We start from the raw sequence: 24,292 nt of genomic DNA, 5'->3' as shown, positions 1-24,292 counted from the left end.
GTGCTGGAAGCCCTGCCCGCCGGCGGGCCCCCGCGCCTCGTCGGCCCGTACCGGCTGCTCGCCCGGATCGGCGCGGGCGGCATGGGCGAGGTGCACCTCGCCTGCCGCGCCGACGCGCCGACGGCCGACCCCGAGCGGATGGTCGCGGTGAAGACCGTGCGGGAGGAGCTGGAGGTCGACGCCGACTTCCGGACGCGGTTCCGGCGGGAGATCGCGGCGGCCCGGACGGTGGACGGCCCCGGGGTGGCCCGGCTCGTGGACGCGGACGCCGGCGCGCCGTCGCCGTGGCTGGCGACCGAGTACGTGCCGGGGCCCTCGCTCGCGGAGGCCGTCGTCCGGTCGGGGGCGCTGCCCCCGGCCGCCGTGCGGAGCCTCGGGGCCGCGCTCGCCGGGGCGCTGGCCGGCGTGCACCGGGCGGAGGTGCTGCACCGGGACCTCAAGCCCGCGAACGTGTTGCTCGGCGCGGCCGGGCCGAAGCTGATCGACTTCGGCATCGCGCAGGCCTTCGAGGCGACGGCGCTGACCTCGTCCGGTCTGGTGGTGGGCTCGCCCGGCTTCATGTCGCCGGAGCACCTGGTGGGGAGCCGGGCGGTGGTGCCCGCCTCCGACGTGTTCTGTCTGGGCGCGGTGCTGGCGTTCGCGGCGAGCGGCCGGGGGCCGTTCCACGACGACGAGATGGCCGCCGTGATCTACCGGATCAGCCGTGCGGACGCCGAACTCAGCGGGGTCCCCGAGGAGGTGCGGCCGGTCCTGGAGCGCTGTCTGCGCCTCGACCCGCGGGAGCGTCCGTCGGCGGCGGAGCTGGCGGCGCTGCTGGGCGGCGGGGAGGGGCCCGCGGTCTTCCCCTGGCCGGGCGGGGTGCTGTCGCTGCTCGCCGGGTACGGGGAGGCGGCCCGGCGGGTCGGCGAGGCGGCGGCCTCCGGCGCGGGCGTGGCCGATCTGCCGACCCTCGGCCCGGTCGTGCCGTACTCCCCCACGGCCGTCACCGACCGGCCGGTGCTTCCGGCGGCCGCTCCCGCGCGGCGCCGCCGGTGGGGCGCGGCCGTGGCGGCCGCGGTGGCGGTGGCCGTGGCGGTGACGGCGGGCGTGGTGGTGCTGGACCGGACCGACGGGCGGGGCGGCGCGGCCGCGGGCGGCGCCGCCGGGCCGACGGCCCCCGGTGCCACCGGCACCGGCGCCCCGGCGCCCGTCGCGCTGAGCGGGGTGGTCCCGCCGTACGGCTCGGCGGGCCGCACCCACGACTTCGGCGGCGCCGGGACGGACCGGGCGTACCGCCCGGCCGGCTGGTCGCCCTGGACGGCGGAGGTGGAGGGGGGCGTCGGCGCCTGCGCGCTTACGCCGAAGGTGCTGGTCTGCCCCGGGAACGGCGGCGCGGTCACGGCGCTGGGCGCGGCGGACGGCAAGGAGCTGTGGAAGGTGCCGGGCCGGGGCGAGGGGCTGCGCACCGGGCCGCAGTACCCGGCGGTCGTCGGGGACACGGCGTACGTGACCGGCCCGGAGGGGATCGTCGCGTACGGGGTGCTCGACGGCCGCGAGCGCGGCCGCGTCGAGGCGCCCGGGGGCGACTGGGCCGTGAAGGGCACCGACCTCCTCGACGGCGTCCTCTACTCCGCCTACGTCAACCGGCGGGACGAGCGGACCGGTCTGGTCACCGCCGTACGGCTGCGCGACGGCGAGGAGCTGTGGCGCTCGCCGCTCGACGGGCTGCCGGAGCAGCCGGTCGCGGGCGGCGGGCGGGTCCTCGTGCCGGTCGGCGCCTCGGTGGTGTCCCTCGACGCCCGCACCGGGAAGGAGGCGGCACGCGCGGCGGAGTACTGCGGCGGGCTCGCGGTCCACGCGAGGAGCGGGAGCGTGCTGTGCTCGGGCCGCCAGGACGGGACCGTCGGCGTCCTCGACCCGGGGACGCTCCGGCCGCTGCGCTCCCTGGGGACGGACGTGTCGGCCGGGCCCGCGGTGGGCGCGGACGGCCTGGTCGCCGTCGTCGAGGGGGACGACGAGGTCGTCGCGTACGACCTGGGGAGCGGCCGGGAGCGGTGGCGGGAGTCGCTGTCGGCGTCGGCGGACCGGGTGTACCTGGTGGGCGACCGGGTGGTGACCACGGGCCGGGAGTTCGTGGTGTCCTATCCGGCCGCGGGCCCGTCCGGCGGCGACGGGGTGCGGACGTACCAGCCCAACGTCCCCGACGACGTCCGGGTGGAGACGTCCGGGGACGTGCTGGCCGCCGGAGGGGCGGTCTTCGCCGGCTTCCCCGACGGCCTCGTCGTCTCGGGCTACCTCCCCTGACCCGCCGGGTCGGGGGAGGGCCGGTTCACACGGTCGCCGAGCGGTACTTGCGGACCGCCAGGGAGCGGAAGACGCCGACGATCAGTACCGAGTAGACGAGGGACGCCCAGACCGGGTGCTGCATGGGCCAGGCGTCGGACTGGACGACGCCGGGGTTGCCGAAGAGTTCGCGGCACGCCTGGACGGTCGCGCTGAACGGGTTCCACTCGGCGATGGGGCGGATCCAGGACGCCATCATGCTCGGGTCGACGAAGGCGTTCGACACGAAGGTGACCGGGAAGAGCCAGATCAGGCCGCCGGAGGTGGCCGCCTCCGGGGTGCGGACCGACAGGCCGATGAGGGCGCCGATCCAGGAGAAGGCGTAGCCGAGGAGGAGCAGCAGGGCGAAGGCGCCGAGGGCCTTGGGGACGCCGTTGTGGATGCGCCAGCCGACGAGGAGGCCGACGATCGCGAGGACCACGACGGTCAGCGCGGTCTGGACGAGGTCGGCGAGGGTGCGGCCGGTGAGGACGGCGCCCCGGGCCATGGGCAGCGAGCGGAACCGGTCGACGAGGCCCTTGTGCATGTCGTCGGCGATGCCCGCGCCGGCGCCCGCCGTGGCGAAGGTGACGGTCTGGGCGAAGATGCCGGCCATCAGGAACTCGCGGTAGACCTGCGGGTCCGTGGTGCCGCCGACGCTCATCGAGCCGCCGAAGACGAAGCTGAAGAGGACCACGAACATCACGGGCTGGATGAGCCCGAAGATGACCATCTCCGGGATGCGGGTCATCCGGATCAGGTTGCGCTTGGTGACGACCAGCGAGTCGTTGACCGACTGGACGAGGGCGCCCCGGGGCTTCCGGGCGCCGGAGACGGTGTCCGTCAGGGTGGTCACGAGGCATTCTCCTTCCGGTCCTTCCGGTCCTTGCGGCTCCGGCCGGCGGCGTCCGCCGCGCCGTTCCCCTCCTCCTCCGCCCGCTCGGCCGCGTGGCCGGTGAGGTAGATGAAGACGTCGTCGAGGGTGGGGCGACGCAGGCCGATGTCGTCGATCCCGACGCCGACGGCGTCCAGGTCGCGGATGACCTCGGCGAGCAGCTTGGCGCCACCGGTGACGGGGACGGTGAGCTTGCGGACGTGGGGCTCGACGGAGACCTCGCCGTGGCCGGTGCCCGCGACGCCGTAGCGGGCGAGGACGTCCCGGGCGCCGGCGATCATCTCGGGCTGCTGGACGACGACCTCGACGCGCTCGCCGCCGGTCTGCGCCTTCAGCTGGTCGGCGGTGCCGCGCGCGATGACCTTGCCGTGGTCGACGACGCAGATGTCGTGCGCGAGGTGGTCGGCCTCCTCCAGGTACTGGGTGGTGAGGAGCAGGGTCGTGCCGCCGGCGACGAGCTCCTTGATGACGTCCCAGAGCTCCTGCCGGTTGCGGGGGTCGAGGCCGGTGGTCGGCTCGTCCATGAACATGACCGGCGGGGCGACGACCAGGGCGGCCGCGAGGTCGAGGCGGCGGCGCATGCCGCCGGAGTAGGTCTTGGCGGGGCGGTCGGCGGCGTCGGCGAGGTGGAAGCGCTCCAGGAGCTCTCCGGCCCGGACCTTCGCGGCCTTGGCCTTGATCTGGTAGAGCTCGCCGACCATCTGGAGGTTCTCGCGGCCGGTGAGGTACTCGTCGACGGCGGCGAACTGGCCGGAGAGGCCGATCGAGCGGCGCACCTCGTCGGGGTGCCTGAGGACGTCGATCCCGGCGACGACGGCCCGGCCGCTGTCGGGCCGCAGCAGGGTGGTCAGCACGCGCACGGTGGTGGTCTTCCCCGCGCCGTTCGGGCCGAGCAGGCCCAGGACGGTGCCTTCGGGGACGTCGAGGTCCACGCCGTCCAGTGCTCGTACGTCGCCGAAGGTCTTCACCAGACCCTCGGCGTAGATCGCGCCTGGCATAGGAACACTCCCGGGGATATTCGGGCGTTTCCGTCCGATCCTAGGCGCGCGGGGCGGCCCCCGCCCAGTGAATGCGTGAGCGGGGTCACACGGCCGGGGTTCAGCCGAGGACGGTGTACCCCGCGTCCCGGAGCGCCTCCTCGACCTCCCGGCAGTGCTCGGGGCCCTTGGTCTCCAGGTGCAGCTCGACCTCCGCCTCGGTCAGGCCGAGGCGCGGATCGGTGCGGACGTGGCCGACGTCCAGGACGTTCGCGTCGACGACCGTCAGCACGGCGAGGAGCGTCGCGAGCGCGCCGGGCCGGTCGGTGACGCGCAGCCGCAGGCTGAGGTAGCGGCCTCCGGCGGCCATGCCGTGGCGCAGGATGCGCTGGAGGAGCAGCGGGTCGACGTTGCCGCCGGACAGCACCGCGACGACGGGGCCCTGGAAGGACTCCGGGGCGGCGAGGAGGGCGGCGACGGGGCTGGCGCCCGCCGGTTCGACGACCAGCTTCGCCCGTTCCAGGCAGAGCAGGAGGGCGGAGGAGAGGGCGTCCTCGGAGACCGTCCGGACCTCGTCGACGTACTCCCGGACCAGCGAGAACGGCACGTCGCCCGGCCTCCCCACCTTGATCCCGTCGGCCATCGTCACCGGCGACTCGACGACCACCGGGTGCCCGGCGGCCAGCGACGGCGGATAGGCGGCCGCGCCCTCCGCCTGGACGCCGATCACCTTCACGTCCAGCCGCAGCGACTTCACGGCGAGCCCGATGCCGGCGGCCAGACCGCCGCCGCCGACGCCCACCAGGATCGTGCGGACCTCGGGGCACTGCTCCAGGATCTCCAGGCCGACCGTGCCCTGGCCGGCGATGACGTCGGCGTGGTCGAAGGGATGGATGAAGACGGCGCCGGTCTCCCGGGCGTACTGCTCCGCCGCCGCGAGCGTCTCGTCGACGACGTGGCCGTGCAGCCGGACGTCGGCGCCGTACTCCCGGGTCGCCGCGACCTTGGGCAGCGGGGCGCCGACCGGCATGAAGACGGTCGCGTGGACGCCGAGGAGCTGCGAGGCGAGCGCGACGCCCTGCGCGTGGTTGCCGGCCGAGGCGGCGACGACCCCGGCCGCCCGCTCCTCGGGGCGCAGGCCGGCGATCCGCACGTACGCCCCGCGCAGCTTGAACGAACCGGTCCGCTGGAGGTTCTCGCACTTGAGGTGGACGGGGGCCCCGACCAGCGACGACAGGTGCCGGCTGCCCTCCATCGCGGTGACCCGCGCGACCCCGGACAGCATCTTCTGCGCCCCCCGGACGTCGTCCAGCATCAGATGGTGCAAGGGGTATCGCGTACGGAAGCTCATGACACCAAGTCTCGCAGCTCACGGCCCTGGTGGCCGCCCGGCCGACAGGTGCCTCAGCGGGTTTGCGCAGCGCCGGTACGGACCCCGTCGGGTCCGCGTACTCTGTCCCCCACCGACCGACCACCCCCGCACGAGAGAGACCCACAGCCATGCCCACATCTCAGGACATGACGACTGAGCTCGACCCCGGTCTCCTCGACGCGCTCCAGCACCAGGTGGCCGTCTTCGCCCGCCGGGCCGAGCAGACCCGCCTCGGCGGCACGGGGCAGCTCCGCAACTCCATGGACCGGGCCGCCTACCTGCTCCTCAACAGGCTGGACCAGGAAGGGCCGATGGGCGTCAAGGCGCTCGCGGCCGGGATGGGGATCGACTCCTCGACCGTCACCCGGCAGGTCGCGCCGCTCGTCGACACCGGTCTCGTCAAGCGCACCTCACACCCGGAGGACGGCCGCGCGGTCGTGCTCCAGCTGTCTCCGCGCGGCCTGGCCCGCCTGGAGGAGGTGCGCTCCTCGCGCCGCCAGCTGATGGTCGAGGTCACCGACGGCTGGACGCAGGACGAGCGGGAGTCCTTCTGCACGCTGCTCACGCGCTTCAACACGGCCCTGTCCGCACGGCAGTCGGGGCACGCGGCGGCCGCGGCCCCCGGTGCGGGCGGCCCGGCGGCGGAGGCCGCGGACGAGACGGGCGACGGGGCCGCGTAGCGGCTCCGCCCGGGTCGCGCGGCGGCCGGGCGGCCCTCGGGGCCGCGAGCGGGCGCGTACCGACCCCTTGACCCGGCCCCGCGCCCTGTCCTCATATGAGGACGTGGCAGCGCGACGGAGCGGGAGCGAACGCGAACGCGCCTACCGCACCCGGGAGTTCGACGCGTTCGTGGCCGGGGCGGCGGGCCGGCTGCTGCACGCGGCGACCCTGCTCACGGCCGAGACCCGGGCCCGCAACCCCTCCGCCCAGGAGCTGTTGACCGCGGCCCTCGCCCACACCTACGCGGTGTGGGGCCGGCTCCGCGACGAGGACCCCTACGACCTCGCCCGCCGCGACCTGGCCGCCCGCTTCGCGCGCACCGCCTGGCGGCACCACCGCGGTCACGGCGGGGTCCTCTCCGCCCTCACGCCGCAGGAACGGCTCGTCGTCGTCCTGCGGCTGTACGAGGGCGTCGCCGAGGAGCAGACCGCGGCCCTGCTCGGCCTCTCCGAGGCCCGGGTCCGCGCGGTGTGCGCCCGCTGCGTCGCCACGCTGCGGGCCGCCGCGCACGGCGGCGCGGGAGCCGCCGCGTGAGCCGGCACGAGGACCGGGAGGCGGCCGTGCGGCGGCTGCTCGACACCCCGCACCCGCCGGTCCCCGGCGATCTGCCGCTGCGGGCCGCCGCGCGCGGGGCGGTGCTGCGCCGCCGCGCCCGGACCGCCCGGCGGGTGCTGTGGGCGGTGTGCGCGGTCGCCGCGTTCGCGTTCACGGTGTGGGCCTCGGTGACCCGCCCCTGGGAGGTGCCGCCGGCGGAGACGACACCGCCGTTCGAAGGGTGGTGAGGCCCCGGCCGGCGGGACGCGACGCCGGAGCGGGTACGCGGGAGGGCCCGGACCCCCGCGGGGTCCGGGCCCTCCGGGACCTCTAGCCCAGCGCCTGGCGCAGGTCGGCGAGCAGGTCGTCGACGTTCTCGATGCCCACCGAGAGGCGGATCAGGTCGGCCGGGACCTCCAGGGCGGAGCCCGCGACGCTCGCGTGGGTCATGCGGCCCGGGTGCTCGATGAGGGACTCGACGCCGCCGAGGGACTCGCCCAGGGTGAAGAGCTTCGCGCGGTTGCAGACCTCGACCGCCGCCTCCTCGCCGCCCTGCACGCGGAAGGAGATCATGCCGCCGAAGGAGCGCATCTGCTTGGCCGCGATCTCGTGGCCCGGGTGCTCGGGGAGGCCCGGGTAGAGGACCTGGGTGACCTTCGGGTGCTGGATCAACATCTCGACGACCTTGGCCGCGTTCTCGCTGTGGCGGTCCATGCGCACGGCGAGGGTCTTGATGCCGCGGAGCACGATCCACGAGTCGAAGGGGCCGGCGACCGCGCCCATCGCGTTCTGGTGGTAGGCCAGTTCCTCGCCGAGCGCCTCGTCGGCCGTCACCAGCGCGCCGCCGACGACGTCCGAGTGGCCGCCCATGTACTTGGTGAGCGAGTGCACGACCACGTCGGCGCCGAGGGCCAGCGGCTGCTGGAGGTACGGCGAGGCGAAGGTGTTGTCGACGACGAGCTTCACGCCGGCCTGGCGGGCGACGCCCGCGATCGCCTCGATGTCGGTGATGCCGAGGAGCGGGTTCGACGGGGTCTCGACCCAGATCAGCTTCGTCCGGTCGTTGACGGCGTCCCGCACCGCGTCGACGTCGGAGGTGTTCGCCACCGAGAAGTCCACGCCCCAGCGCTGGACGACCTTGGCGAAGAGGCGGAAGGTGCCGCCGTAGGCGTCGTTCGGGATGACGACGTGGTCGCCGGGCGCGAGGAGCGTCCGCAGCAGGCAGTCCTCGGCGGCCAGGCCCGAGGCGAAGGCCAGGCCGCGGCGGCCGCCCTCCAGCGCCGCGAGGTTCTCCTCCAGGGCCGTGCGCGTGGGGTTGGCGCTGCGGCTGTACTCGTAACCGCCGCGCAGCCCGCCCACGCCGTCCTGCTTGTAGGTGGACACCTGGTAGATGGGCGGGACGACCGCGCCGGTCAGCGGGTCGGCGGTGTTGCCCGCGTGGATCGCGCGGGTCTCGAAGCTCTGATGGGTGTGCTGGTCGCTCATGGGTCAGGAGCGTAGTCCTGTGCGCACCCCGGCGCCGCGATCGTCTCATCGGGTGTCCTGGACAATGGACACATGGAGATTCTCTGGTTCCTGATCGCACTGGGGCTGCTGTTCGGCGTCCTCGGCCCCTATGTGCTGCGCCGGCGGCGCGGCGGCATCCGGGTGGTGTCGCCCGACGCGCCGGACGCGGCCGACCCGGAGGCGTACGGGTTCGTGCGGCAGGAGGACCAGGACGTCCGGCTGCCGGGCGCGGACGACGACCTGCTCGACGTGCTCGACGTCGTCCAGGCCACCCAGGACTGGCGGGCCGCGTCCCAGCTGCTGGCCGGCACCGACAAGGCGGGCGAGGTCCGCTGGCAGCGGGTGCAGGCCTTCGCGGGCGCCGCCTCCCTCGAACTGCAGGAGCGGCCGGGTGTCGGCGGCGCGTGGCTGCGGGCGTGGCGGGCCGATGCGCCGAAGGACCCGGGCGGTGCGGCCGTGCACGCCGAGTTCCTGGTGCAGCAGGCATGGCGCTCCTCGTCGGCCGGCTCGGACGACTTCCGGATCATCCTGGAGGAGGCGCGGAAGGTCGCCGGCGAGGCGGCGCTGCTCGCCCCCGGCGACCCGGTGCCGTACATCGTGGAGCTGGCGGTGGCCCGCGGACTGGGCTACGGCCACGAGCAGTTCGACCAGGTGTGGGCGAAGGTCATCGACCGGGCGCCGGAGCACATGGGGGCGCACCTGGCGGCGCTGCACTACTGGTGCGAGAAGTGGCACGGCTCCCGCGAGGAGGCCGACCACTTCGCGACGACCGCCGCCGCCCGTGCCCCGCGCGGGTCGCTGCTCGCCGCGCTGCCGCTGTTCGCGGTGCACGAGCACGTGCCCGACGTCGTCCTGGTGCAGGACTTCTTCCGTACGGCCGTGGTGGCCAAGGCGATCGACGGCGCGCTGTACGCGGTGCACTCCGCCCGGCACGACGACCCCATGCTGGCGCACGTGCGCCATCTGCTGGTCTGGTTCCTCGTGCGGGCCGAGCGCTGGACGGACGCCATGCACCAGCTGGTGCACGTCGACGGGCACGTCGGCGCGGTGCCGTGGACGCTGAGCGGGGACCCCGCGGAGCTGTACACGGTCTTCCGGAACCTGGCGGTCGCCGGGTACGAGGCGAACGGCGGCAGTCCGGCGACGCTGCCGCGCTGACCGCCCCACCTGCGGGAACCGTGTGGACGGCGGTGTCCGCGGTGGGCCATACTCCGGGCACCCCCACGGCTCGTATGATCATCACTCCATTCCCGTGGGGGGAAACTACCCAATGGGCGCCACTCTGCGCGCGCTGCGCGCCCTCGTCCTGCTCGCCTGCTTCCACCTCCTCGGCCTCGCCCTCCTCACCGCGCTCGGCGCGCTGGACTGGGCGGCCCACCGCTGGGCGCCGGCCGGCTGGGCGCTCAAGCTCTACGCCGTCAGCTTCCTCCTCGCGGTCCCCGTCGTCCGCGGCATGCTCCTGCTGCGGACGCCCCGGGACGAGGGCGTCGCCGGCGTCGCCGTCACGGAGGCCGAGGAGCCGCGGCTCTGGGCGGCCGTACGCGAGCTGGCCGCGCGGGTCGGCACCCGCGCGCCCGACGAGATCCGCCTCACCGCCGACATGAACGCGGCCGTCACCGAGGACGCCCGCCTCCTCGGGCACCTCGGCGGCACCCGCCGCCTCTACCTCGGCCTCCCCCTCGTCGCCGGTCTCTCCGAGGCCCGGCTGCGCGCGGTCCTCGCCCACGAACTCGGCCACTACGGCCACTTCGACACCCGCCTCTCCGGGATCACCGAACGGTGCCGCGCCCACGTCGCCCGCACCGTCGACCGTTTCGAGGAGAAGTCCGGGCGCACCGTCGCCAAGGAGCGCGCCCGCCAGGAGAGGAGGTCCGCCAAGCGGGTCGCCCAGGGCAGGTCCCCCCGCGAGGTCGACACCACCGGCACCGGCTTCACCTACCGCGCGATGGCCCGCGTCTACACGGCCTACGGCCGCTTCTCCCTGCGCGTCACGCGGAGCGACGCCCGCCGCCAGGAGCTCGCCGCCGACCTCGCGGCGGCCCGGATCGCGGGCCGCGACGCCACGGCCGCGGCGCTGCGCGCGCTCCCCGTCCTCGACGACGCCCACGAGTCCTACCTCTCCTCGTACGCGACCCTGGGCGTCGGACACGGGATGCTGCCGCCGCGCGGCGAGGTCTTCGGCGGGGTCCGCCGGCTGCTCGACGCCCGCGCGGAGGACCCGGCGTCGGCGCGGGCCCCGCTGCCCGCCGGACCCGTCTCCCCCTACGACTCCCACCCGCCGACCGCCGAGCGGGTCGCCGTCCTCGAAGCCCTGCCCGACGACGGGCGCGGCGCCGAGCCGGCCCGCCCGGCCTTCGGGCTGTTCGTCTCGCCCGAGGCGGCGTCCGTCCGGGTCGAGGACGCCACCCTCGCCCCCGAGGCCCAGGGGATGCGCCGCCTCGACTGGCCTGACCTGGTCCACGAGGCGATGACCGCCCGGTACGTGGAGGACACCGAGGCCGTGCGCGCCGCCCTCGGGCCGGACGCGGCCGGCCCGGGTCCGGGCGCGCTGCTCGGCGCCTTCCTCGACGCCGTCGACACCGGCGCCGCCTGGGACGTCGTCGGCCGGCTGCCGAGGTCCGAGGAGGCCGCCGCCGCGACCGGCCGGGCCGCCCGCGAGTTCGCCCGCTCCTCGCTGCGGCGGGAGCTGGCCCGTCTCGTGACGGCGGCCCTCTCCTCCGACGGCCGGGCCCGCTGGCAGCTGTCCTGGTCGGGGCCCGCGACCCTCCGGCTGGCCGTCGGCCGCGCCGGCGCGCTGGACGAGGCCCTGGAGGCGGCGATCTCCGACCGCGCCGACACCGGTCCGCTGCGCGCGCTGCTGGCGACGGCCGCCTGACCCCGCCGCTCCTTCCTCTCTCCCCGCCCCTCCCCCGCCCCGCTCCCCTCCCCCGCCTCCTGTCCCGCCCCGCTCCCGAACGAGACCTCCGTGATCATCCTGCTCTGGGTCGTCCTGACCCCCCTCGCGCTCGGCCTGGCCGTCGTCGCCCTCGTCTTCCTGAAGGCCGTCGTCCAGGGCTTCGCCAAGGGCCTGCGCGCCGACCCGTACGCCGCCGAGGCCGCGGCGCGCGTCCGCGCGCTCGGCATGGCCGGGGCCGAGCGGCAGCACACCGACCTGGCCGCCCCGCTGCCGCCCGCGCTCGCCGTCGCCCTCGCGGCCGCCCGGGCCGGCGCGTGGGAGCCGGCCGCCGACCTGCTCGACGCGGCCGCCGCCGCCCGGGACTGGGAGCGGCGCACCTACCTCGCCGAACAGCTCGCGGACGTGGCGGCCGACGACGACACCTGGCTGCGGGCCTGGGAGGAGGCGCGGCCGGGCGACCCGGGCGCGGCCCTGCTGCGGGCGCGCGGCACGGTCTTCCTCGCGTGGAACGTCCGGGGCGGGAAGGGCGACGCGGAGACGACCGGGGAGCAGTCCGAGGGCTTCCGCCGCGTGCTGGCGCGGTCGCGCGAGGAGCACGTGCGGGCCGTGGCGCTGGCGCCGGTCGACGACCCCTCCCCGTACGTGGGCGAGATCTGGACGGCGCTCGGACTGGGGCTGCCGCACGAGGAGATGCGGCGGATCTGGCGCGAGATCACCGACCGGGCCCCGCACCACTACGAGGCCACGTTCTCCGCCCTCCAGTACTGGTGCGCCAAGTGGAGCGGCTCCGCGGAGCAGGCACGCGCCTTCGCCGTGCGGGCGGCGGCCGGGGCGCCGGCCGGGAGCCTGATGACGGCGTTCCCGCTGATCGCCCACTTCGAGCACGACGCGTCGGACTCGACGGACGTGGACCGCACCCCGGAGATGTTCGCCGCGGTGGACGCGGCCCTGGCGGACGTGGCCGCCGCCGACCCGGCCCACCCGCGCCTCGCGGAGGTGCGCCACCTGCTCGCGTACTACCTGTATCTGCAGGACCGGTGGGACGAGGCGCTGGAGCAGTTCCGGCTGGTGGACGGGTACGTGGGCGCGGTGCCCTGGCGGTACAAGGCGGACCCCGCGGCGGAGTTCTGCCGGATGCGCGACGAGTCCGCGCTCCACGCCCCGGCCGCCGCGGGCGGCGCCGCCGACGGACCCGGCACGGGGTGACCGGGGACGCGCGACCGGGCGGCGCGGGGCGGGCGGCGGCGCCGGGGGTGCGGCGCGGGGAGGGAATCCCTCCCCGTCCGCGGACGTTGTCCCCTTCGCCGACCGCTGAGGAGAGATGCAGCATGTTCCTGTCCCGCACCCCCGTCCTCCCCACCCCCGAGCAGGCCCTGCGCGGCCGCCCCGAGCCCGAGTTCTCGGTCCCGGAGCGCCACACCGTCCTCGGCAACCCGCTGCTCGGCCCCTACCCGGAGGGTCTGGAGGTCGCCGACTTCGCCCTGGGCTGTTTCTGGGGCGCCGAGCGCACGTTCTGGCAGACCGAGGGCGTCTGGACGACGCTCGTCGGCTACCAGGGCGGCCACACGCCGAACCCGGTGTACGAGGAGGTGTGCTCCGGTCTGACCGGCCACACCGAGGTCGTCCGCGTCGTCTTCGACCCGGCGAAGGTCTCGTACGAGGCACTCCTGAAGCTCTTCTGGGAGTCCCACGACCCCACCCAGGGCTTCCGCCAGGGCAACGACGTCGGGACGCAGTACCGCTCCGCCGTCTACACCCACACCCCGGAGCAGGCCGCCACGGCCGCCGCCTCCCGCGACGCCTACCAGCAGGTCCTGTCCCGTTCCGGCTACGGCGAGATCACCACCCACGTCCTGCCCGCCGACGACGGCCGCCCGTTCTACCCGGCCGAGGGCTACCACCAGCAGTACCTCGACAAGAACCCCGCCGGGTACTGCGGCATCGGCGGCACGGGCGTCTCCTGCCCGATCGGCGTGGCGAAGGCCGGCGACTGACACCGGCCGGACCCGCCCGGCGCCCGGGCCGTCCGGCCGGGGCGCCGGGCGGGGCGCCTCAGGCCGGGCCGGCCGACGCCCGCAGGTGCGCCGCCGTCGCGGCCGCCGCGTAATCCTCCGGGACGCCGTCCACGAGGAGGACGTCGCCGGCCATGTGGCGGGTGCGGAGCGGGATCAGCGCCTGGTAGGCGGCGGAGTCGTACCAGGCGCGGGCGTCCTCGTACGCCGGGAAGCCGATGACGACGACGGCGCCGGGCCAGCTGCCCTCGCGGACCTCGCGGGCGGGGGCGCCGTGGACGAGGAAGCGGCCGCCGAAGGGGTCGAGCGTGTCCTGGATGCGCTCCATGTAGGTGAAGACCTCCTCGTCGAGGACGGGCTTCGGGTGCAGGTTTCCGATGGCGTATGCGGTCATGGGACCAGCCTGCCGGGACAGGCCGTCCGGGGTCGATTACCCCGGAGGTCATGCCCCGGCGACGGCCCGGCGGATCAGATCGTGGCCGTGTCGATGACGAAGCGGTAGCGGACGTCGCTGGCGACGACCCGCTCGTACGCCTCGTTGATCCGGTCGGCGGAGATGACCTCGATCTCGGCGCCGAGTCCGTGGGCGGCGCAGAAGTCGAGCATCTCCTGGGTCTCGGCGATGCCGCCGATCATGGAGCCGGCGAGGGTCTTGCGGCCGCCGATGAGGGAGAAGAGGTTGAGCGCGACCGGCTCCTCGGGGGCGCCGACGTTGACCAGGGCGCCGTCCGTCTTCACCAGGGAGAGGTAGGCGCCGAAGTCGAGCGGCGCGGAGACGGTGGAGACGATCAGGTCGAAGGTGCCGGCGAGCTCGGTGAAGGTCTCCGGGTCGGAGGTCGCGTAGTAGTGGTCGGCGCCGAGCCGGAGGGCGTCCTCCCGCTTCTTGAGCGACTGGCTGAGGACGGTGACATCGGCGCCGAGCGCGTGGGCGATCTTGACGCCCATGTGGCCGAGGCCGCCGAGGCCGACGATCGCGACCTTCTTGCCGGGGCCGGCCTTCCAGTGGGCGAGCGGCGAGTACAGGGTGATGCCGGCGCAGAGCAGCGGCGCGGCCTCGTCGAGGTCGATGCCCTCGGGGATCCGCAGGGTGTAGTTCTCGTCGACGACGATGTGGCTGGAGTAGCCGCCGTAGGTCGGCTCGCCGTTCTTGTCGCGCGCGTTGTAGGTGCCGGTGCCGCCCGTGACGCAGTACTGCTCCAGGCCCTGCCGGCAGTACGCGCACTCCCGGCAGGAGTCGACGAAGCAGCCGACGCCGACCCGGTCGCCGACCCGGAACCGCGTCACGCCGGGGCCGACCTCGGCGACGACGCCCGCGATCTCGTGGCCGGGGACCATCGGGTAGATGCCCTTGCCCCAGCCGTCGTGCGCCTGGTGGATGTCGGAGTGGCAGATCCCGGCGTACTTGATGTCGATGAGGACGTCGTGCTCGCCGACCGGCCGACGCGGCACCGTGGTGCGCTCCAGGGGGGCGTGGGCGGCGGGGACGGCGTACGCGGGGACGGTGGTGAGGTTCGTGGTCATGGCGACAAGCCTGCCGGAGAGCGGGGGCGGCACCCAGCCTCCTGCTCTGCGTACGTCCGGTGTGCCTACCACCGGCAGGGTCAGGAACGTACGTCCGTCGGCCGTCCGGGTCACCGATAATGGGGTCGTATGGATCCCAGTGCCGAACTCGGCGAATTCCTGCGTTCCCGGCGGGCCCGGCTGAAGCCGCAGGACGTCGGCCTGCCCGACTTCGGACGGCACCGCAGGGTGCCCGGGCTGCGCCGCGAGGAGCTGGCGCAGCTGGCGGGGGTCTCGGTGGCCTACTACACCCGGCTGGAACAGGGCAACGGCCGCAACGTGTCGACCGAGGTCCTCGACGCGATCGCGCGGGCGCTGCGGCTGAGCGACACCGAGCGGGCGCATCTGACGCACCTGGCGAAGCCGACGGTGAAGAAGCGGCAGCGGGCGGCGATCGCCCGCCCCCAGCAGGTTCGCCCGGGGCTCGCACACCTGATCGACTCGATGGACACCGTGCCCGCCGTGGTGCTCGGCCGCCGTCTGGACCTGCTGGCCTGGAACCGGATGGCGAGGGCCCTGCTCGGCGACTTCGCCGCCTGGGAGCCGCACGAGCGGAACATGGTCCGGATGGTCTTCCTCGACCCCAACGCACGGGCTCTGTACGTCGACTGGGAGTGCAAGGCGACCGAGGTCGTGAGCGTGCTGCGGCTGTACGCGGGCTGCTATCCGGAGGATCCGCGGCTGCTCGCGCTGGTGGGCGAGCTGTCGGTGAAGAGCGAGGAGTTCCGCTCGCTGTGGGCGGCCCACACGGTGGCCGACAAGGGCCACGGGACCAAGCGGCTGCGGCATCCGCTGGTCGGCGAGATGACGCTGGCGTACGAGACGCTGAAGGTCTCGGGCAGCGATCCCGACCTGGTGCTCGTGACCTACCACGCCGAGCCGGGGTCGGCGTCGGCGGACGCGCTGCGGCTGCTCGCCCAGTGGGGCGTGGACGAGCCGGCGGACGTCCGGGAGTAGCGGAGCGTACGCCCGAGGCCCCCTCCCGGTGCGGGAGGGGGCCTCGGGCGTCGTGCCGGTCGGGCAGGGTCAGACGGCCGAGCCGGCCTTCCAGTCCGCCCAGCTCAGGTTCCAGCCGTTGAGGCCGTTGTCGGGGGCGATCGTCTTGTCCTTGGAGTTCTTGACGATCACGACGTCACCGACGATCGAGTGGTCGTAGAGCCAGGCGGCCGACTGGTTCGGGTCGCCGGCGCCCTTGACGTCGTTGAGGCCCACGCAGCCGTGGCTGGTGTTGGTCGAGCCGAAGATCGAGTCCGGGCCCCAGTAGTTGCCGTGGATGAAGGTGCCGGAGGTGGACAGGCGCATGGCGTGCGGCACGTCCTTGATGTCGTACTCGCCCTTGCCGTCGTCGTCCGTGAAGCCGACGGTGGCGCCGTTCATCCGGGTCTCCTTGAACTTCTCGGAGATCACCATCTGACCGTTGTAGGTCGGGTTGTCCGGGGAGCCGGCGGAGATCGGGATCGTCTTGACCGTCTTGCCGTCCTGCTTGACCGTCATGGTCTTGGTGGCGACGTCGACGGTCGAGACCTGGTTGCGGCCGATCGTGAAGGTGACGGTCTTCTGCTGGACGCCGAAGACGCCGTCGGCGCCCTCGACGCCGTCGAGGTCCAGCTTCAGCGTGACCTTGGAGCCCTCGGTCCAGTACTGGTCCGGGCGGAAGTCGAGGCGCTGGGTGTTGAACCAGTGCCCGACGACCTCCTGGCCGGAGCTGGAGGTGACCGTGATGCCGCCCTGGACGGCCTTCTTGTCGGTGATCGACTTGTTGAAGTTGATCGAGACGGGCATGCCGACGCCGACGGTCGAGCCGTCCTCGGGGGTGAAGTTCCCGATGAAGCTGTTGGCCTGCGAGACCGTGGTGAAGGAGGCGTTCTCGTGCGCCTCCAGGCCGGCGGCGTCCGTGGCGGTGGCGGCGATCTTGTAGACCGTCGCCCGCTTCAGGGCGCCGGAGGGCTTCCAGCTGAGGCCGTCGGCCGCTATCTCGCCCTCGACGGCGGTGCCCTCGGCGGAGGTCATGGTGACCTCGGTGAGCTTGCCGTCGGTGACGGTGACCTTGGCGTCGTTGTTGATCGAGGCGTTCTGCGCGCCGTTCTTCGGCGCGATGGTGATCTGCGCCTTGGAGGTCTTCTGCGCGGCCGCCTCGTCGACCTGGGCCTGCGACTGTTCCGTGGGAGAGCCGGAGGCGCCGCCGTCCTTGTCCCCGTCGTTGCACGCCGAGAGCACCAGGACGCCGCCGAGCACGGCGGCCGCGGCGGCCAGGCTCCTGCGGCGCTTGCCGTCCGTCATCACACGCTTCTCCATCGTCGCCGATTTGCGGTTCTTGCTTCGTCTACTTCAATACCCATGACACCCCGTCCGGTTCCGTCACCGGACCGTTTGTGGGGAACGCCACTGATCGACACGCTCCGGCGGAGCGTCCGGTTCCCGTCTTCCGCGGCGTGTCGGGGGCCCGTCACGGGAAGGGCCCCGGGACATCGTCCCAGGGCCCGCGAGCAGGTCGTCCACCGGCGTTCGCGCGGCCGGTGCCGGTGCCTACGGCCGGTCGTCGTCCTCTTCCCCGTCCCCGTCCTCCTCGCCGAGGTCCCACTCCAGCGCGTCGGGGTCGTACTCGATCTCCTCGGTGCTCCAGGATGCCTGGACCATGTCGATGCCGGGGACGTCGCGGATGAGGTCGAACGGCTCGACGAGGTGGGCGAGTGCCTCGGCGCTGTCCTCGGCGACGGCGGCGCGGGCCTGGGTCCGCTCCTCCTCGGGCATGAACTCGTCGTCGTCGATGCGGGCCTTGGCGGCGTCGCTCAACGCGGCGGGACCGTCGATCTCCAGGACGACATCGACGCGAAGACGTACATAGCGTGCGGTCTCAGAAGTGCTCATGGTCGGGAGCGTAGGCGTCCCGGGGGTCTCGGCTTTCCCACGACCCGCTGTGTTCATTAGCATCCATCCACCGACCAATTCGCGGTTTCCGCAAGGGGGATCGAAATTTCCGTGTCCGCCGCCCGACGTCCACTGCTGACCGCCACCGCCGCGGGAACCCTGCTGTGCGCCCTGTGGTTCGTGCCGTCCGCGAACGCCACCGACGAGCAGGGCGGGGTCCGGGTCGGGGTGAGTCGGGGCGGCCCCGTCTCCGACGGGCGGCTCGCGGAGACCGGCCGGCTGGACACCACCCCGTACGTGCTGGGCGGAACGGGTTTCCTGGGGGTCGGCGCCGGCTTCGTCGCCCTGGCGATGCGACGGCGCGGCCGGGCGTTCTGACGCCTTCCCCGAGGGGGTCCGTCACGCGAGGGGCCCGCCCGCCGGAGTTCCGGCGGGCGGGCCCCGGTCCGTCGGGGCGGGCGTCAGGCCAGCGGGCCGGTGACCGGCTCGACGGCGGCGACCAGCCGGCCCTCGCGGACGAAGGCGTCCGCGGCCGCCAGGTCGGGGGCGAGGAAGCGGTCCGGGCCGGGGCCCTCGACGCCGGCGGCGCGCAGCGCGTCGATGGCGGCGCGGGAGGCGGGCGCCGGGGTGAGGCCCTCGCGGAGCTCGATGCCGCGGGTGGCGGCGTACATCTCGACCGCGATGATCCGGTTGAGGTTGCCGATCGCGGTGCGCAGCTTGCGGGCGGCCGACCAGCCCATGGAGACGTGGTCCTCCTGCATCGCGGAGGACGGGATGGAGTCGGCGGAGGCCGGGACGGCGAGCCGCTTCATCTCGCTGACCAGGGCGGCCTGCGTGTACTGGGCGATCATCAGGCCCGAGTCGACGCCGGCGTCGTCGGCGAGGAACGGCGGCAGGCCGTGCGAGCGGTTCTTGTCGAGCAGCCGGTCGGTGCGGCGCTCGGCGATGGAGCCGAGGTCGGCGGCGGCGATCGCGAGGAAGTCGAGGACGTACGCGACGGGGGCGCCGTGGAAGTTGCCGTTGGAGGCGACCCGGCCGTCGGGCAGGACGACGGGGTTGTCGACGGCGGCGGCGAGCTCGCGCTCGGCGACGAGGCGGGCGTGGGCCATGGTGTCGCGGCCGGCGCCGGCGACCTGCGGGGCGCAGCGGACCGAGTAGGCGTCCTGGACGCGGGGGGCCTCGCCGGCCTGGGCGTGGCCGGTGAGGCCGGAGCCCTTGAGCACCGCGAGCATGTTGGCGGCGGAGGCGGCCTGGCCGGGGTGGGGGCGGATGGCGTGCAGCTCGGGTTCGAGGACCTTCTCGGTGCCGAGGAGGGCTTCGAGGGAGAGCGCGGCGGTGACGTCGGCCGACTTGTACAGGGTGTCGAGGTCGGCGAGGGCCATGATCAGCATGCCGAGCATGCCGTCGGTGCCGTTGAGGAGGGCGAGGCCCTCCTTCTCCCTGAGCTCGACGGGCGCGATGCCGGCGGCGGCGAGCAGCTCGCCGGCGGGGCGGACGACGCCGTCGGGACCCTCCGCGTCGCCCTCGCCCATGAGCGCGAGGGCGCAGTGGGAGAGCGGGGCGAGGTCGCCGGAGCAGCCGAGGGAGCCGTACTCGTGCACGACCGGGGTGATGCCGGCGTTGAGGACGTCGGCCATGGTCTGCGCGACCTCGGGGCGGACGCCGGTGTGGCCGGAGGCCACGGTCTTCAGGCGCAGGAACATCAGGGCGCGCACGACCTCGCGCTCGACGCGCGGGCCCATGCCGGCGGCGTGCGAGCGGACGATGTTGCGCTGGAGCCGGCCGCGGAGCTCGTGGCTGATGTGCCGGGTGGCGAGGGCGCCGAAGCCGGTCGAGACGCCGTAGACGGGCTCGGGCTTGGCGGCGAGGGCGTCCACGATCGCGCGGGCGGCGGCCAGCGCCTCCACCGCGTCGGCCGACAGCTCGACGCGGGCGCCGTGGCGGGCGACGTCGATGACGTCCTGCGGGGTCGTGCCGGACGTGCCGAGGACGACGACTGTCTGCATATCCATATTCAGCACCCTACGGATTGAAGACCGACATGTCACTAGGGGAATCTGTCACCGTCCCGACACGGGACGGACCCTTACCGGTCAGTCGGCCCGCGGCGGGGGTCCCGACGGCGGTTCCGCCGTGGGCGCGTCGCGGAAGCGGCGACGGTCACGGGCGCCGGGCGGGGCGTCGGCGAGGCGGATGACGGTCCCGTCGCGGCCGGCGACGACGGGCTTGGCGGAGCGGTCGGCCTTCGCCTGGTACTGGGCGGCGTCGGCGAGCCGGAAGAGGCGGCGGGCGGACTTGAGGGGGCCGATCGGGTCCCCGGTGGAGGCCACGCCGCAGGCGACGCCCTCGCCGAGTTCGAGCTCCGCCGCCCGCACGCAGAGCTCCTCGGCGACGGCGACCACCTCGTCGGAGGTCGGGCCGACCGCGAGCAGGCAGAACTCGTCGCCGCCCAGCCGGGCCGCGAGGGCGCCGGGGAGCCGGGCGCCGCAGCGGGAGAGGACCGAGCCGAAGCGTTCGAGGAGCCGGTCGCCGACGGCGTGGCCGTGGGTGTCGTTGACGCGCTTGAGGCCGTTGAGGTCGCAGACCACCAGGCTCACCACGGAGCCGTCCGCCCGGTAGCGCTCGATGGCCTCGTCGAGGCGGGTGTCGACGGCCCGCCGGTTGGCGAGTCCGGTGAGCGGGTCGGTGAAGGCCAGCTTGCGGACCTCCTCCAGGCGCTCGGCCTGGGCGATGCCCGCCGCCACGACCGCCGCCAGGACGGTGGCGAAGTCGGCGTCCGCACGGGTGAAAGGTTTCGCCTCCCTCGGGCGCGCCACGTAGAGCTCGCCCCACGCCCGGCCGTGCAGCACGATCGGGGCCACCACGCAGCAGCCCCTGCCCCGCCGGCGCAGACCGAGCACCCGGCCGGTCGGGACCCGGTCGGCGGCGGTCTCCACCCAGGAGTCCGGCTCGCCGCCGCCCGCCCACTGCTCGTGCAGGAACTCGGTGATCTCGGGGAACTGGTGCACGGGATAGGTCTCCGCGTCCGGGAACTCCTCCTCGCCCACGGCCCGCTCCCCGGCGTTCACCAGGACCTTCAGCCGGCCGTGGTCCCGCTGCCAGACGGACAGCGCCGCGAAGCTCCCGCCGAGCCCCTCGCAGGACCCGAGCGCCGCAGCCCGCCAGAACTCTCGCGGAGTGTGCGCCGCCGCCATCCCCTGCGCCAGCGCCACCACGGCCCGCAGCCGCACGTCCTCTCCCATTCCTCCAGCTTAGGGAGGTTCCACCCGTTTTCCCCTCCGAGACGTCACCGTCCGTGACATCCCGTGCGCATCAGGGGGAATCCCGGAGCGTCCCGCCGGTCGGACCGGACGCCGCGGGCCCGGCACGACCGCACCAGGGCCCCGCGGGCCCGGCACGATCGGCACGACGCCGCCCAGGTCGTCTCCTCCGGATCTTGCCGGTCAGGCCGTGTCGTCCGGTGCCGTGCATCGCGAGGCGGAGAGGCTGCCGCGTACGGGACGTACGCGGGTGCCTCGACGACGCGGCGAGGTGCGGTGCCGGGCGGCACGGGTCGGGCGAGTTCCGGAAGGGACGGCCTAGGCGCCGGGCCAGTTCGGGGTGCGCTTCTCGTTGAAGGCCGCCACGCCCTCCGCGCGGTCGCCCGAGAAGGCCACCGAACGCCAGGCCGCGTCCTCGACCTCCAGGCCCGCCCGCAGGTCCAGGCCCTGGCCGAGCCGCATCGCCTTCTTGGCGGCGCGCAGTCCGACCGGCGAGTTGGCCGCGATCCGGCCGGCCAGCTCCAGGGCGGCCGTCCGCGCGTCCTCCTCCAGGAGGTCCACCAGTCCCAGCTCGCGGGCCTCCGCGGCCTCCACCCGGCGGGCCGTGAAGACCAGCTCGGCGGCGCGGGCCGCCCCCACCCGGCGCGGCAGCAGCTGCGTGCCGCCGCCGCCCGGGATGACGCCGACGGAGACCTCGGGGAGGCCGACCACTGCGGTCGCGTCGGCCACGATCACGTCGCAGGCCAGCGCCAGCTCGAAGCCGCCGCCGAGCGCGAAGCCGTGGACGGCGGCGACGGTCGGCATCGGCAGCTCCAGGACGCCGGTGTAGGCGGCGCGGGCGGTCGGGCGCTGCCGGACGAGCTCGGCGTCGGTGAAGGAGTTGCGCTCCTTGAGGTCGGCGCCGACGCAGAAGGCCCGGTCGTTGGAGGAGGTCAGCACCGTGACCCGGACCGCCGGGTCGGCGGCGAGCGCCTCGCAGGCGGCACCGAGGGAGCGGGCCATCTCGGAGGAGACGGCGTTCATCGCCTTGGGCCGGTCGAGGACGAGTTCGGCCACATGGCCGCTCCCGTCCTTCCGGACCACCACGAACTCACCGAAGCGCTGCTCGGACATGACCGCACACCCTCCCGACCGTGATCCGCCCGCCAACGGTTGTTAACCGGCGTTCACCGGGGATCCTAAGTGGGACGGCGGGTCAGGAGCCAGGGCTCGATGACGCCGAGGCCGCGGACCGGCCGCTGCCACATCGGCTGGAGCGCGAAGCGGTACCGGGCGGCCTCGCGGCCCTCCTTCTCGGCCCGGGCCGCCTCCTCGGCGGCGGCCGTCTCGGAGACGGGCGCCTCCCCGGTCCGGGACAGCTCCTCGGCGAGCGCGCCGTCGACCAGGACGGCGTCCTTCGGGGCTATCGAGGTGAGGCGGCTCGCGAGGTTCACGGTGGTGCCGAAGACGTCGCCCATCCGGGTCGTCACGGTGCCGAAGGCGATGCCGACGCGCAGGGCGGGCATCGTGTCGTCGTGGCCGAGCGTCTCGATCAGCCGCAGCGCGATCTCGGCGGCCGTGCCGGCGTCGTCGGCGGCGTACAGCACCTCGTCGCCGAGGGTCTTGATCAGCCGGCCGCCGTGCGCGGCGACGAGGTCGGCGCAGGTGGTCTCGAAGGCCTCGACGAGCTCGCCGAGCTCCTCCTCCTCCAGGCGCCGGGTGAGCCGGGTGAAGCCGACGAGGTCCGCGAAGCCGACGGCGAGGCGCCGGTCGACCATCTCCTCGTCGTCGGCGGCCTGCACGACCCGGCCGGTGGCGGCGGCCAGCTGGCGGCGCCACACGTAGATCAGGAACTCCTCCAGCTCGGGCAGGAGCAGCTCGACCAGGGGGTAGGTGACCTCGGTCCGGGTCATGCCGGGCTCGGGCGGCTCGGTCAGGCCCTCCAGGAAGGAGTCGATCTGCCATTCGGCCAGACGGGCGGTGGTCTGGCCGGTGGAACGGGCGACCTGGACGGCCATCGGCTCGCTGAGCAGCCCCGCCTCGACGAGACCGGCGAGGCGGCGCAGGGCCAGGACGTCGGCCTCGGTGAGCGCCTTGGCCTGGCCGATGTCGGCGAAGCCCATGGCCCGCCAGAAGCGCGAGGCGAGCTCCATGGAGACGCCGGCCGTGCGGGCGGCCTGGAAGGGCGTGTAGCGCCGGTCGGCCCCGAGGATGAGCTGTTCGAGGCGGATGGCGAGCGGGTCGTCGGTCGGCTCGACCGTGTGGTCGACCTCGTGGTGGGGGGTGGGGTACGCGGGGGGCTCGGGCGCGCGGCCCTCGTTCTCGTCGTCGACGGTCACCGGCCGCCTCCTGCCCGTTCCCTGCCCACTTGCCCTGCCGATCTGTCGCCTGGATCGCGGTCCACGATACGACAGGTGTGGAATGGCTCACGCCCGAACGGCGAGCCATTCCGTCCCGTGGCCGGGGCCCGGGCCGTGCCCGGGCCCCGCCCCTCGTCCGTGCCGGGCGTCAGGCGGGTGTCCGCAGGTGGACGATGTCGCCGGCGCCGACCGCTTCGGTTCCGCCGCCCTCGGTGGCGACGACCAGCCGGCCGTCGCCGTCCAGGGCGACGGCCTCGCCCTCCAGCATGCGTTCACCCGGGAGGTCCGCGCGAACGCGGCGGCCGAGGGTGGCGCAGCCGGCGGCGTACGCGGCCTGGAGGCCGGATGCCTCCGGATCGCCCTCCGCGCGCACCCAGTCGCCGTACCACTGGGCGAGGGAGCGCAGGACGGCCCGCAGGAGGGTGTCGCGGTCGGTGGAGACGGCGTCGGCGAGGAGCAGGGACCCCGCGGTGGGGACGGGGAGTTCGTCCGCCTTCAGGGTGACGTTGATGCCGAGGCCGACCACGACGCCCTCCGCGCCGGCCCGCTCGGCGAGGATGCCGCCGGTCTTGCGCTCCTCGCCCGCGACGGAGACCAGGAGGTCGTTGGGCCACTTGAGGGACATGTCGACGCCGGCCGCCTTCGCGAGGCCGGTCGCCGCGGCCACCCCGGTGAGCAGCGGGAGCCAGCCCCAGCGCTGGACGGGGACCTGCGGCTTGAGGAGGACGGAGAGGAAGAGCCCGGAGCGGGCCGGTGCCGTCCAGCTGCGGTCGAGTCGGCCGCGGCCCGAGGTCTGCTCCTCGGCGACGAGGACCGCGCCCTCGGGCAGTTCGTCGGCGCGGGCGGCGAGGTCGCTGTTGGTGGAGCCGGTGGAGGCGACCACGTCGAGCGAGGTCCACGGGCCGTCGGTGGTGACGAGCGCGCGGCGCAGTGCGGGGGCGTTCAGCGGGGGCCGGTCGAGGTCGGACCAGGGGCCGCCTGAGCCTTGGGAGGACGTCATGCAAGCCAGAGTAGGTGTGGCAAAGACCGCAGTGCCGAACCGTATCGGCGTC

Annotated in this window: 23 protein-coding genes; 10 read left to right on the top strand and 13 right to left on the bottom strand. The window is 74.5% G+C overall.

All coding sequences use genetic code 11. The features are described from left to right. Entirely contained in the window at nucleotides 1-2,283 is a 2,283-nt protein-coding gene (locus ACZ60W_RS07100) for a protein kinase domain-containing protein (RefSeq protein ID WP_469754354.1), read from the top strand. A 25-nt stretch (nucleotides 2,284-2,308) separates the two neighbouring features. Here the strand turns inward: ACZ60W_RS07100 and ACZ60W_RS07095 are convergent, their stop codons facing one another. The 3 genes from ACZ60W_RS07095 to ilvA form a co-directional block, all read right to left on the bottom strand. After that, nucleotides 2,309-3,157 carry an ABC transporter permease gene (locus ACZ60W_RS07095; RefSeq protein ID WP_469754353.1) on the bottom strand — a complete coding sequence of 283 codons (849 nt, stop codon included), beginning with the start codon at nucleotides 3,155-3,157 and terminating at the stop codon, nucleotides 2,309-2,311. Next, nucleotides 3,154-4,194 (bottom strand): ATP-binding cassette domain-containing protein, encoded by a 1,041-nt coding sequence (locus tag ACZ60W_RS07090; RefSeq protein WP_469754352.1) that lies wholly within the window; start codon nucleotides 4,192-4,194, stop codon nucleotides 3,154-3,156. The genes ACZ60W_RS07095 and ACZ60W_RS07090 overlap by 4 nt, the downstream gene beginning before the upstream one ends. 100 nt (nucleotides 4,195-4,294) lie before the next feature. After that, entirely contained in the window at nucleotides 4,295-5,524 is a 1,230-nt protein-coding gene (ilvA, locus tag ACZ60W_RS07085) for a threonine ammonia-lyase (protein ID WP_469754351.1), read from the bottom strand. Nucleotides 5,525-5,673: 149 nt separating this feature from the next. Here ilvA and ACZ60W_RS07080 point away from each other — a divergent pair, with 149 nt between their 5' ends. The 3 genes from ACZ60W_RS07080 to ACZ60W_RS07070 all read left to right on the top strand — a co-directional run bounded on the left by ACZ60W_RS07080 (nucleotide 5,674) and on the right by ACZ60W_RS07070 (nucleotide 7,047). Continuing rightward, nucleotides 5,674-6,225, top strand: a complete 552-nt coding sequence (locus ACZ60W_RS07080) for a MarR family winged helix-turn-helix transcriptional regulator (RefSeq protein ID WP_469754350.1) — start codon at nucleotides 5,674-5,676, stop codon at nucleotides 6,223-6,225. 103 nt (nucleotides 6,226-6,328) lie between these two features. Continuing rightward, nucleotides 6,329-6,799, top strand: coding sequence for a sigma factor-like helix-turn-helix DNA-binding protein (locus ACZ60W_RS07075; RefSeq protein ID WP_469754349.1), 471 nt, complete (start codon nucleotides 6,329-6,331; stop codon nucleotides 6,797-6,799). Beyond that, a complete protein-coding gene (locus tag ACZ60W_RS07070; protein ID WP_469754348.1) occupies nucleotides 6,796-7,047 on the top strand; it encodes a hypothetical protein in 252 nt (83 codons plus the stop codon). Before ACZ60W_RS07075 ends, ACZ60W_RS07070 begins: the two co-directional genes overlap by 4 nt. A gap of 82 nt (nucleotides 7,048-7,129) precedes the next feature. Here ACZ60W_RS07070 and ACZ60W_RS07065 read toward each other — a convergent pair whose 3' ends face one another. Next, a complete protein-coding gene (locus tag ACZ60W_RS07065; protein ID WP_469754347.1) occupies nucleotides 7,130-8,284 on the bottom strand; it encodes a cystathionine gamma-synthase in 1,155 nt (384 codons plus the stop codon). A gap of 72 nt (nucleotides 8,285-8,356) precedes the next feature. On the opposite strand from ACZ60W_RS07065, the gene ACZ60W_RS07060 reads away from it, so the two are divergent. From ACZ60W_RS07060 to msrA, 4 genes are all read left to right on the top strand, one after another. Continuing rightward, nucleotides 8,357-9,463 (top strand): hypothetical protein, encoded by a 1,107-nt coding sequence (locus ACZ60W_RS07060; protein WP_469754346.1) that lies wholly within the window; start codon nucleotides 8,357-8,359, stop codon nucleotides 9,461-9,463. Between the two features lie 112 nt (nucleotides 9,464-9,575). Beyond that, nucleotides 9,576-11,180, top strand: a complete 1,605-nt coding sequence (locus ACZ60W_RS07055) for a M48 family metallopeptidase (protein ID WP_469754345.1) — start codon at nucleotides 9,576-9,578, stop codon at nucleotides 11,178-11,180. A 90-nt stretch (nucleotides 11,181-11,270) separates the two neighbouring features. Next, nucleotides 11,271-12,407, top strand: a complete 1,137-nt coding sequence (locus ACZ60W_RS07050; protein ID WP_469754344.1) for a hypothetical protein — start codon at nucleotides 11,271-11,273, stop codon at nucleotides 12,405-12,407. 122 nt (nucleotides 12,408-12,529) lie between these two features. Continuing rightward, complete coding sequence (gene msrA / locus ACZ60W_RS07045) at nucleotides 12,530-13,195, top strand: peptide-methionine (S)-S-oxide reductase MsrA (RefSeq protein WP_469754343.1); 666 nt, start codon at nucleotides 12,530-12,532, stop codon at nucleotides 13,193-13,195. 58 nt (nucleotides 13,196-13,253) lie between these two features. On the opposite strand, the gene ACZ60W_RS07040 is transcribed toward msrA, so the two are convergent. Both ACZ60W_RS07040 and ACZ60W_RS07035 read right to left on the bottom strand, forming a co-directional pair. Next, nucleotides 13,254-13,607, bottom strand: coding sequence for a DUF1330 domain-containing protein (locus tag ACZ60W_RS07040; protein ID WP_469754342.1), 354 nt, complete (start codon nucleotides 13,605-13,607; stop codon nucleotides 13,254-13,256). Nucleotides 13,608-13,681: 74 nt separating this feature from the next. Then, nucleotides 13,682-14,734 carry an NAD(P)-dependent alcohol dehydrogenase gene (locus ACZ60W_RS07035; protein WP_469754341.1) on the bottom strand — a complete coding sequence of 351 codons (1,053 nt, stop codon included), beginning with the start codon at nucleotides 14,732-14,734 and terminating at the stop codon, nucleotides 13,682-13,684. A 129-nt stretch (nucleotides 14,735-14,863) separates the two neighbouring features. Between ACZ60W_RS07035 and ACZ60W_RS07030 the strand changes: the two genes are divergently transcribed. Continuing rightward, on the top strand, nucleotides 14,864-15,730 hold the full coding sequence (locus ACZ60W_RS07030) for a helix-turn-helix transcriptional regulator (protein WP_469754340.1): 867 nt from the start codon (nucleotides 14,864-14,866) through the stop codon (nucleotides 15,728-15,730). Between the two features lie 69 nt (nucleotides 15,731-15,799). On the opposite strand, the gene ACZ60W_RS07025 is transcribed toward ACZ60W_RS07030, so the two are convergent. Both ACZ60W_RS07025 and ACZ60W_RS07020 read right to left on the bottom strand, forming a co-directional pair. Next, nucleotides 15,800-17,068, bottom strand: a complete 1,269-nt coding sequence (locus ACZ60W_RS07025) for a L,D-transpeptidase (RefSeq protein ID WP_469754339.1) — start codon at nucleotides 17,066-17,068, stop codon at nucleotides 15,800-15,802. Nucleotides 17,069-17,299: 231 nt separating this feature from the next. Then, a complete protein-coding gene (locus tag ACZ60W_RS07020) occupies nucleotides 17,300-17,641 on the bottom strand; it encodes a hypothetical protein (protein ID WP_469754338.1) in 342 nt (113 codons plus the stop codon). 111 nt (nucleotides 17,642-17,752) lie between these two features. Here ACZ60W_RS07020 and ACZ60W_RS07015 point away from each other — a divergent pair, with 111 nt between their 5' ends. After that, nucleotides 17,753-18,019 (top strand): hypothetical protein, encoded by a 267-nt coding sequence (locus tag ACZ60W_RS07015; protein WP_469754337.1) that lies wholly within the window; start codon nucleotides 17,753-17,755, stop codon nucleotides 18,017-18,019. Nucleotides 18,020-18,102: 83 nt separating this feature from the next. Here ACZ60W_RS07015 and hutH read toward each other — a convergent pair whose 3' ends face one another. The 5 genes from hutH to ACZ60W_RS06990 form a co-directional block, all read right to left on the bottom strand. Further along, nucleotides 18,103-19,647 carry a histidine ammonia-lyase gene (hutH, locus tag ACZ60W_RS07010; protein ID WP_469754444.1) on the bottom strand — a complete coding sequence of 515 codons (1,545 nt, stop codon included), beginning with the start codon at nucleotides 19,645-19,647 and terminating at the stop codon, nucleotides 18,103-18,105. Nucleotides 19,648-19,734: 87 nt separating this feature from the next. Then, on the bottom strand, nucleotides 19,735-20,883 hold the full coding sequence (locus ACZ60W_RS07005; protein ID WP_469754336.1) for a GGDEF domain-containing protein: 1,149 nt from the start codon (nucleotides 20,881-20,883) through the stop codon (nucleotides 19,735-19,737). Between the two features lie 336 nt (nucleotides 20,884-21,219). After that, nucleotides 21,220-22,014: an enoyl-CoA hydratase/isomerase family protein gene (locus ACZ60W_RS07000; protein ID WP_469754335.1), complete on the bottom strand. Its 795-nt coding sequence runs from the start codon at nucleotides 22,012-22,014 to the stop codon at nucleotides 21,220-21,222. A 65-nt stretch (nucleotides 22,015-22,079) separates the two neighbouring features. Further along, nucleotides 22,080-23,219, bottom strand: a complete 1,140-nt coding sequence (locus tag ACZ60W_RS06995; protein ID WP_469754334.1) for an adenylate/guanylate cyclase domain-containing protein — start codon at nucleotides 23,217-23,219, stop codon at nucleotides 22,080-22,082. Between the two features lie 169 nt (nucleotides 23,220-23,388). Beyond that, nucleotides 23,389-24,240 (bottom strand): biotin--[acetyl-CoA-carboxylase] ligase, encoded by an 852-nt coding sequence (locus ACZ60W_RS06990; protein ID WP_469754333.1) that lies wholly within the window; start codon nucleotides 24,238-24,240, stop codon nucleotides 23,389-23,391. Nucleotides 24,241-24,292 lie beyond the last annotated feature (52 nt).

It is taken from the genome of Streptomyces sp. NPDC104202 (assembly GCF_055584185.1).
This window is presented reverse-complemented; position numbering and strand designations above follow the sequence as displayed.